This is a genomic window from Paenisporosarcina sp. P5_A11, assembly GCF_056400705.1.
In genome coordinates, this window is sequence record NZ_JBFUKT010000161.1 from 1 (window position 1) to 7,627 (window position 7,627).

At 38.1% G+C, this 7,627-nt stretch carries 7 protein-coding genes; all 7 read right to left on the minus strand.

The window, feature by feature from the left end:
* The coding region (locus tag AC1DOS_RS16110; protein WP_477538318.1) for a DUF881 domain-containing protein at positions 1–648 on the minus strand (648 nt) is incomplete at its 3' end.
* A complete protein-coding gene (locus AC1DOS_RS16115; protein WP_477538319.1) occupies positions 629–1,417 on the minus strand; it encodes a cell division protein FtsQ/DivIB in 789 nt (262 codons plus the stop codon). The genes AC1DOS_RS16110 and AC1DOS_RS16115, both read right to left, overlap by 20 nt.
* A gap of 24 nt (positions 1,418–1,441) precedes the next feature.
* Entirely contained in the window at positions 1,442–2,524 is a 1,083-nt protein-coding gene (ftsW, locus tag AC1DOS_RS16120; RefSeq protein ID WP_108584524.1) for a putative lipid II flippase FtsW, read from the minus strand.
* A gap of 20 nt (positions 2,525–2,544) precedes the next feature.
* Positions 2,545–3,897: a UDP-N-acetylmuramoyl-L-alanine--D-glutamate ligase gene (murD, locus tag AC1DOS_RS16125; protein ID WP_108584522.1), complete on the minus strand. Its 1,353-nt coding sequence runs from the start codon at positions 3,895–3,897 to the stop codon at positions 2,545–2,547.
* Positions 3,897–4,868, minus strand: a complete 972-nt coding sequence (gene mraY, locus AC1DOS_RS16130) for a phospho-N-acetylmuramoyl-pentapeptide-transferase (protein WP_108584521.1) — start codon at positions 4,866–4,868, stop codon at positions 3,897–3,899. The genes murD and mraY overlap by 1 nt, the downstream gene beginning before the upstream one ends.
* A 42-nt stretch (positions 4,869–4,910) precedes the next feature.
* Entirely contained in the window at positions 4,911–6,830 is a 1,920-nt protein-coding gene (locus tag AC1DOS_RS16135; protein ID WP_477538320.1) for a penicillin-binding transpeptidase domain-containing protein, read from the minus strand.
* 57 nt (positions 6,831–6,887) lie between these two features.
* Positions 6,888–7,627, minus strand: a 740-nt coding sequence (locus AC1DOS_RS16140; protein WP_477538321.1) for a PASTA domain-containing protein, incomplete at its 5' end; no start/stop codon positions are given.

Genomic DNA, 7,627 nt, shown 5'->3' on the forward strand with positions numbered 1-7,627 from the left:
ATCTAGTACTCCACCTGCAAGTTGAAGTGATGGCACTAAAACTGATGGATCGCCAATTGCTTCGATAATAAAAGGTGCAGGAAATTGCTCTCCATCAATTGTAATGACGGGACCATTACATTTTATATAGGAATTGGCATGTAGTCGTTGGCCATTTATCGTAATGGCTTCAGAACCAGATATTTTCAATTCATTCAGCACTTGGAACACATGACTTTCATGAACTATGTAATCATTTGGATTAACTGAAGATGGGTTATACTCTGCATCTTCGAGTTGTATCTTCACACCTTTACCAGTTGCAGGAAGGAGCCCTAGTAGAAGTCTCAAATCTTCAGCTTCCTGAATTAAATTCTCATACTGTTCTTCACTACCTGAGAGGGACTTTTCAATTTCCCTTACTTGCTGTTGTCTTGCTTCTAACTCAGTGGTCAATTCTTTATTGCGTTCTTTTTGGTGGATGAGGTCTTCACGATATTGTTCCTCTTGCTCAAAATATTTACTACTGGCAGCTTGTCCACTTAGCTTTTTACTGCTCGATAAACTATATGAATAGGCAAAGATAAATCCCAACACCAAACATACGAGAGAAAAAATGATGCGTTTATTCACAGACGAACGAGTTGGTCTATTCTGGAATTTCTTCATCTTCCCCCTCCTTTGGTTGCGGGTTATACATATCTAGATACGTTTGAAAAAACGAACCCACTTCTATATCAATTACACCTTTGTCGGTATCACCAATTTGAGCAATAATTGACGGATAATAATTCATTTTTTCAGCAAACGACTGGATTACTGCTCTTACTTCATATCCATCATTCATAAAAAGTCTGATTCGATACGGATCTGCTTTTGAAGGTACAGATTCAATTTGCGAAATCATGGATAGTACTTGTCCATTTAATTTAGAAAGTTCATTTACCATACGACTTCTGATTTTTGGGTCATCAAAACCGCTAAGTAACGGGGCATCTACGGGAGTTAATACCTTATCAGATCGAAATACTTTCCCATTCTCAAGGACGATGGCATACCCTGTTTCGGATTGGAGATACGCTGCTTTTTTCCATTCTGTAACTTCAATTCCCACAGAAGTTAAGCCATTTCGTTTAACTGTAACATCTTGAATCAAATCGTTTTTCAGCAATAGTTCTTCGGCAGTGCTTGTCCTAATTTCCCACATTGATTGTCCTTTTTGTAAACCACTTTGTTCAATATACTGGTCACTATTCGTTAAGTTAGCCCCTTTAACGACTATTTTTTTCACCTGACTATACGGAGATTGAAAGTAGAGGAGACCAAATAAAGTGACAAGGAAAATAACGAGCAATAACGTGAACTTGCGATTTGTTCTCTTTTTCCGTCGCTCTCTCAGCGTTGGAATTCTGTCTTCAATGTCGATAATTTTATCCACGTTATTCACTCCTTTCCTACTCTATTAATCTTTTGAAAAACGAAGAATCAGACCTACGATAAGCCAAGTTGATAACAGCGATGAACCACCGTAACTTATAAATGGTAAAGTTACACCAGTTACCGGAAATAACCCGATGACTACACCGATATTTAAAAAAATTTGGAATCCAATCATGGACTGGAGTCCTGCTATTGCATAAAAACCCACTTTTGTTGAAGAGGAAATAGCTAAACGGTATCCTGTAAATAAGAAAATAAGGAATAAGCTAATTAGAATTACCGCTCCAAAGAAACCCATTTCTTCAACAATTATTGAGAAGATAAAATCATTTTGAGGTTCAGGAAGATACAAAAACTTTTGTCTACTTTGACCAAACCCATGTCCAAACAACCCTGACGGTCCAATGGCTAGCAGAGATTGAATGCCTTGGAAGCCACTATTTAAAGCATCTTCCCATGGATCAAGGAATGCGGAAATCCGTTTTAAGCGATAAGGAGCAGATACGATTAAGCCAACGAGTGCTAAAACTCCTAAAGTACCTAAGCCCATAAAAAAACGAATTGGGAAACCGGCAATAAATAATAGTGAAAATGCTCCTACAATTAATAAAAAAGCAGAACCAAAGTCAGGTTGCACTAGAATGATTCCAGCTGGTACTAAGCAAATTAATAATGGGGCAAAATACTTCCTTTTTTTATCATTCATTGTTTTAGCTAAAATACATGCTAAAAATCCCATGACTGATATTTTCACGAATTCTGCAGGTTGTAAACTAAACCCAGCAATTTGAATCCAACTTTGTGAGCCATTTCTCACAATCCCAAGTCCAGGGATGTAAACTGCAAATAGTAAAAATATTGACGATATATAAGCGCCAAGCCAAAACTTCTGTTGATGAATAAAAGGAAGTCTATAAATCACCCAAGCACATAACATCCCTAAAGTGCCGTACATAATTTGTTTCCAAAAGAATGGAAGACTATCTTCATAGTGTACTTTTCCCCAGTAAGAACCGGCAGAGTAAACAAAACAATATCCAATCACGGTTATTAGTAAACTTGTAAATAGAAAAATATGTGTCGGTTTTTTATGCAGTGTTGGCATCCCTTCATCTGGTAATGATATTACTTAATTTCAAATACAGCTTTGATAAAATCTTCGCCACGCAACTCAAAGTTTGGGTATTGATCCCAACTCGCACAAGCAGGCGAAAGTAAAATAATATCTTCTGGCTCGGACAGATCTGTTGCCACTTTAACAGCTTGTTGAATGTTTTCTACTTTTTTTATGATTTCCACTCCACATGAAGCTGCAAAGTCAATAAGACGATCACTAGTCTGACCAAATGCAACCACTGCTTTTACGTGATTCATATCTTTCCGTAACTCTTCAAATGAATGTCCACGCTCTAAACCACCTGCAAGTAAAATTACTGGCTGGTCGAATGCAGCAAGAGCACTTCTTGTAGCTAATGTGTTTGTTGCTTTAGAGTCATTGTAGAACTTTCGTTTCTTCCATTCGCGCAAGAATTGTGTTCTATGTTTAACTCCTGTAAAGGACGTCAAAACATGTTGTATTGTTTCCTTAGGGCAATCCATTAAGATAGCCGTGGCAACAGCAGATAATATATTTTCTAGATTATGCTCACCTGGCAACGCAATTAATTTTCTTTCCAGATAAGGTTCACCTTTCCAATAGATATATTCTGCATCTCCACTTATACCATCTTCTTTACGACCTTTTGTAGAGAATGGGATCAGTTTTGCATGGGACAAACTAGCGTATTTTACAACTTCAGGTTGATCTGCGTTGTAAATAAAAACATCGTCATTTGTTTGGTTCTTGGTTACCCCATATTTGGCATCCCCATATTTTTCAAAAGAACCATGGTAGTCTAAATGTGCTTCATATAAATTTGTGAGGATAGCAATTCTCGGTTGAAAAGTATCAACACCCATTAATTGGAAAGAAGAAAGTTCTGTAACAATCACTTGGTCCGCTTGTGCTTCTTCGGCAACTTTACATGCAACTGTTCCAATATTCCCAGCAATTAAAGGGTTTTGACCACCTTGATTTAACATGTGGAATAGCAAGGTCGTTGTAGTAGTTTTACCATTTGAGCCTGTGATTCCAATAAAAGGAGCTTCGCTAATTAAATAGGCTATTTCTATTTCAGTCCAAACGGGAATCCCTCTATTTATCGCATCACTAACAATCGGATTACTATAAGGAATACCTGGATTTTTAATCACATATTCAAAACCTTCGTCCAGTAAATCTTCTGGGTGTCGACCACAAATAACGGTAATACCCTTACTTAATAAATTTTGTGCATCTGGGCTTTCTTCAAAGGGCTTTGAATCATTTACAGTAACGAATGCGCCCAATTTATGAAGAATTTCTGCTGCAGCTACCCCACTCTTTGCGAGGCCTAATACGAGAACTTTTTTTGCTTTGAACTCAGTGGTTTTTTTCATTACAATACCTCCAGCATTACGACAATAAAGGCTGCAAGGAAAGCTGTTGACCAGAAGACCACAACCACTTTCCATTCAGACCAACCAGACAATTCAAAATGATGATGAAGAGGACTCATTTTGAAAATCCGTTTTCCTGTTGTTTTAAAACTAATTACTTGAAGAATTACGGATAACGTCTCTGCTACAAAAATCACACCTACGATAACGAGCAATAGCTCCTGTTTGACTAATATAGACACCATTGCCAGTGCTCCGCCAAGTGCCAAGGAACCAGTGTCACCCATAAATAATTTTGCTGGGTTTGCATTGAATATTAAGAATCCAAGAAGAGCTCCTGTAACAGCAAAGGCGAAAATCGCGATGTCTAGCTGGTGATAAACTAATGCTAGAACCCCGAAGGTTGTAAAAGCAATTGATGCTGTACCTGAGACAAGTCCGTCTAAGCCATCTGTTAAATTCACAGCATTTGAAAAGCCTACGAGCCAAAAAATCAAGAACGCTACATATGCAATCCCAAGATCAACTGACCAATCAGTAAATGGGACACTTACAGTTGTTTCGAAAGGTCCTTGATTAAGAAGTAAAAAGGAAGCAACTGCAATAATGATTTGACCAATTATTTTTTGTAATGATGTCAAGCCTAAATTTCTTTTAAGAACAACTTTTATAAAGTCGTCTAAAAACCCGATTAATCCAAAACCAACAAACACTAAAACCAACACAATCGTTTGTGTAGTCAGCATTTCTAAATAGAAAGCCACGCCTAATGTTGTGATAACTATCGAGACAATAAACACAAGGCCACCCATTGTAGGGGTTCCTGCCTTTTTCATGTGTGATTGCGGACCTTCTTCACGAATACTTTGACCAAATTTCATCCTTTTCAATATCGGAATGAAAATAGGTGTTAAAAGAACTGTAAGTAGAAATCCGATTCCTACGATCATTAATGTTGTTGCGAGTGTCATATGTATTCTCCTTCGGATAAACGATGGTTGTCGTTATTAATATTATTCACCTAAGTACAAATGAATCGTACCATCAACAGACAGTAAACTTTCTGCTTGTGGAAGCTGGGATATAATTTTCGTTCCTGTCCCGTGCCATTCAATTTTAAATGGTTCATCTACCATCATAATCTTATTTTTTTCTTGCCCTACTAAATCTGGAACTTCCCGCTCTATACTATCACCCCATCTATACTCTTTAGACAGTTGATCTTTGCTGTAATTGAATCCAATAAAAGGCGCGCTATCTTCAATAATTTCCCCTACAATTGGTGCAGCAATTACCCCACCAAACTGTAAAACATGTTTCGGATTGTCTATCGCTACGTAAACGACGATTTCAGGGTCGTTAGCAGGTGCAAAACCAATAAACGATACAATGTACTGTCCTTCAACGTAACGGCCATTTACAGCCTTCTGTGCAGTCCCTGTTTTACCGCCAATTCTCATTGTATCACGAAAAGCATTACGTCCTGAACCCTTAGCCACAACAGATTCTAATGCTTCCCTAACTTTTTTGGAAGTATCTTCGGATACAACTTGTCGGACTTTAGTTGGTTCATTTTCTTTAATGACCTCGTTCGTTTGTTCGTTATAAATCCGTTTCACGACATAAGGTTGAAACAAAGTTCCGCCATTAACTGCTGCTGCGACTGCTTGAACTTGTTGAATGGGTGTTGTGGAAATTCCTTGGCCGAACGATGTAGTCGCATGCTCGACTGGTCCATAACTTTCTTTAGAAAACAATATTCCTGAGGACTCTCCCGCAATGGATGATCCTGTTTTTTGCCCAAAACCGAAATCACGTATGTATTGAGACAGTTTTTCACGTCCAACACGTTGACCTAGTTCAATAAAACCTGGATTACATGAGTTCTCAACCACTTCTAAAAATGATTGGTGTTTATGTCCTGTTCTTTTCCAACATCGTAATCTTGTATCTTCCACTATTGCATAACCAGGATCATAAAATGAATCATTTTTCAAATCCACTTTACCTTCTTCTAGAGCAGCGGCAAGTGTAATAATTTTAAATGTAGAACCCGGCTCAAATGTCATTGACACAGGCAAGTTCTGATTATAAACGCTAGGACTCACTTTGTCATATTCCAATGGATGGAAAGTGGGAAATGATGCTAGAGATAAAATCTCGCCAGTTTTAGGATTCATCGCAATTCCCATAGCTTGATCAGCATCATATTTTTTCATAGCCTGGGAAAGTGCCCGTTCCATAATCTCATGAACGTCTAAATCAATGGTTAATTCAACAGTCGCTCCATCTTTTCCTTTGCCCCAACCATCATTCACATGAGGAAGTGAGCTTCCTTTCGCATCTGTAAATAAGCGTAAAGTAGATTGAGTTGACGTTAAATATTCATTATATTGGAATTCAATTCCAGCTAGCCCTTGATGGTCATATCCTGTAAATCCTAGAAGACGCGATAACAACTCGTCATGTGGGTAATCTCGAACATAATCAACACCTGTATACAATCCTGGGATTTGTAAAGATTGGATATCAAGAGCTGTACCAAGCTCGATGTTTTTGCCTTCAGGTGCCAATTTAATCAAAAATGTTTTTTGACTCATTTGCTCTAGAAGTTTTTTTTCATCCGTATTTAGAGCAACGCTAAGTTTGGCAGCTGCACTTTCAACATCTTTGCTTTGAGCAGGCATAAAATAAAGGGTGGGAGCTAGTTTGCTTCCTACAATTAATTCTCCGTCTCGATCTCGGATATTACCCCTCGTTTGAGAAAAAGGTATTTCGCGATCCCAATTCTCTTCTGCTTTCTGCGTAAGCCATTCATATTGAAAAAACTGCATCACGACTAGTTTCCCTACAGACGCAACACTTAAACAAAAAAAGATAAGAAGCATTGTTCGAACTCTGATTCTCAATTGATGAGGCACTCCTGCCTTCATAAAACCACACCCTGTTTTTTAACAAGATATGACTGGAATGGAGTACCTATTCAACATTTAATCTTGAGGGAGCTTTTCTTCTCCCTCTTTTTCTATTTCTTTTTTGGCTTTTTTATTAGTAACTTCAGGAGTTTCTAATTTAATTACGATTGGTGCTTGTTCGTTCGTTACAGTTCCTTTGGAGACACTTTGACTAACCACATATCCGTTGCCAACGACTTCAATATTTAGTCCTGATAACATTTGGTAGACCAAGACATGTCGTTTTGACCAATTTGTAAAGTCAGGAATGGTTATTGGTCCATCCGTTTTCAACATTACTAAACTACCTGGTAGAATTTCAGTACCTGCTGAAGGAAATTGTTCAGTAATCTTTCCYTTTTCAGTATTACCGATAACAACTGGTTTCATCTTTTGTTCAATCATTTGACTTTCAGCCACCGCAACATCTTTCTCTTTAACATTTGGAAGAGTCACAGCTGGTGTAGATTTCACTTCTTCAGGTTTGATGTTCAAGTATTTCAAGCTATTTTCTGTAACGGATTTGAATATTTCAGATACTGGCATGGACCCAACTTCTGTCGCTTCTAATTTTGGTTTTGTTACCGCCACATAAACAACTAGTTGAGGATCTTCAGCTGGAGCCATTCCAAGGAATGAGTACAAGTAATTTTCATAACCTGCTAGATATTTACCTACCTCGTTCGGAATCTGAGCTGTTCCCGTTTTTCCCGCCACGGTATAATCAGTTAGCTCGAATCGTGCTGCAGTTCCGTGTTCAGAAGTCACTGTAGAAG